The sequence below is a fragment of the bacterium genome (genome assembly GCA_037131655.1).
Classification (GTDB): Bacteria; Armatimonadota; Fimbriimonadia; order Fimbriimonadales; family JBAXQP01; genus JBAXQP01.
The window spans coordinates 1-1,653 of sequence record JBAXQP010000467.1 but is presented as its reverse complement, the minus strand read 5'-3'; the positions used below and the strand labels follow the sequence as shown (position 1 = coordinate 1,653).

Sequence of the window (1,653 nt, the reverse complement as noted above, 5' to 3'; positions counted from 1 at the left end):
CTCCATCAACTATCATGCCGGAGATGTCATCAAACAGCGTGCGAAACGACAGTACGTGCCGTAAACTCCAAAGTTTGGCCGTCTGCAAATATCACGATCTTCTGACTGCTTTATTTATCCAGAATGTAATATTCCGAGCAATGTCATTATAGGCGTCGGTAGGATTGGGGCTAAAACACGGAACATACTGTGCGATGGTAGAACCATTCTGGAGGCTGACTTGTGAGAATGGGTTTTGGCCTTGAGCACACTTTCCATAATAGGGAGAGTTGTTGGATGTTCGAGGGTCTTTCAAGTTGTGGATATAGATACCAACAACCCCCTTGCCAGTATCCCAGCCCTTGGCGATCTCATGTCGAACCCATGGTCGGAGATATGTTTCGGATCCGATGAGTACCACAACATGGGTCCTGTACTTCATGGCATTGTCTATCCATCGTTCAATACCACCAGGCGTTCTGCGTGCTTGTTCCCAGTCATTCTTGGAGACCGGTTCATTGCCGTCAATGACACCAATGTTGCGGATTTGTTGAACTCGAAAGACATCGTTATCAAAGTGGAAACTATAAAACACCGATGGACGTCGTGTCGTCATGCTACAGCACCTCCACATTTCAGAAAGATTCGTGCAACAATCACCGCGAGCGTAATTACAGTAGGTATCCCGTAGAACCAGCGGAGTGTAATCGACCACATCGTTTTTCTGGTAGAGTCAACAGCATCTGCAAATCGATGCGGGTTCAGATCATATAGCAGGCTGTTGTCATTCGCGCTACGCTTCTCGATAACCCACTCATACATCTTGCGGTACATTCGTTCAGTTCGCAGAAAGAAGGCATCTAGATACCAGAAGCTTACGAGAGGTATCAGTACGACCGCGCTGAGAAGTGCCGGATTCAGGGCTTTGTCTGCCAAGGCCAAAATTACAGCAATGATGGAAACAGCCCATCCTTTCAGCAAGAATGAGTTGTTCGCCATCCTTGAAATGCATGATTGAATCAAGTCGATTTCCTTGTGAAGCACATCTTTGTCCATAAGCACCTCCTGTTATAATGATGTTGTTGAAAGCCATTCGCCGTTTGTCGCGCCCGCCTTGAAGACAGCAAGCCCAGATCGCGAATCGTATGAGCCCATGTCAACCTTTGCATAGAGTTGCAGATACTCATTTCCATACGTACCTGCGCCGTCGCTTGTCGGGAGAATGAATATCCTGCGACGGCTCGAATCCGCATATCCTATTTCCCAAGGGCACCAACGAGAGGCCTTTGAGTTTGCCGTGGCTAGAAACAGAAAAAGGTCACGAGTCATGATAGCGTCTTGAATCTTCTTGGCTGTTTCAGCATTGGGTGTTTCGGGCATGGAGTGATCTTTCCAGTCGATGTAGAGATCAATCCCCGCTTCTTGAAAGAGCGCGATGAGGCCCTTAACCAGTGTCTCATCTTTGTGGCTGTGGCAAAGGAACGCTGACTTCGCTTTGCCGAGTGACGCTGATTTCTGCATATTTTCGTGTAGAGTCTCCTTGTATGCGGCAGACTTCTGACTCAATATTGATTGACTTATTGCCATAGGATAATTCCCTTTCTAATCGGCCAACTATTTTATATTGCTTTAAGCAACTTGCGGGGTACTGGGCCGTTCTTTTGTCTAACGGAG

General features: G+C 47.2%; 3 protein-coding genes. All 3 read right to left on the bottom strand.

All coding sequences use genetic code 11. The features are described 5' to 3' along the window. Positions 1-91: 91 nt before the first annotated feature. The 3 genes from WCO51_13680 to WCO51_13670 are packed head-to-tail and all read right to left on the bottom strand — an operon-like array spanning position 92 to position 1,500. Complete coding sequence (locus WCO51_13680) at positions 92-595, bottom strand: TIR domain-containing protein (protein MEI6514304.1); 504 nt, start codon at positions 593-595, stop codon at positions 92-94. Then, complete coding sequence (locus WCO51_13675; protein ID MEI6514303.1) at positions 592-1,035, bottom strand: hypothetical protein; 444 nt, start codon at positions 1,033-1,035, stop codon at positions 592-594. The genes WCO51_13680 and WCO51_13675 overlap by 4 nt, the downstream gene beginning before the upstream one ends. Before the next feature lie 12 nt (positions 1,036-1,047). Continuing rightward, positions 1,048-1,500, bottom strand: a complete 453-nt coding sequence (locus WCO51_13670; GenBank protein ID MEI6514302.1) for a toll/interleukin-1 receptor domain-containing protein — start codon at positions 1,498-1,500, stop codon at positions 1,048-1,050. Positions 1,501-1,653 lie beyond the last annotated feature (153 nt).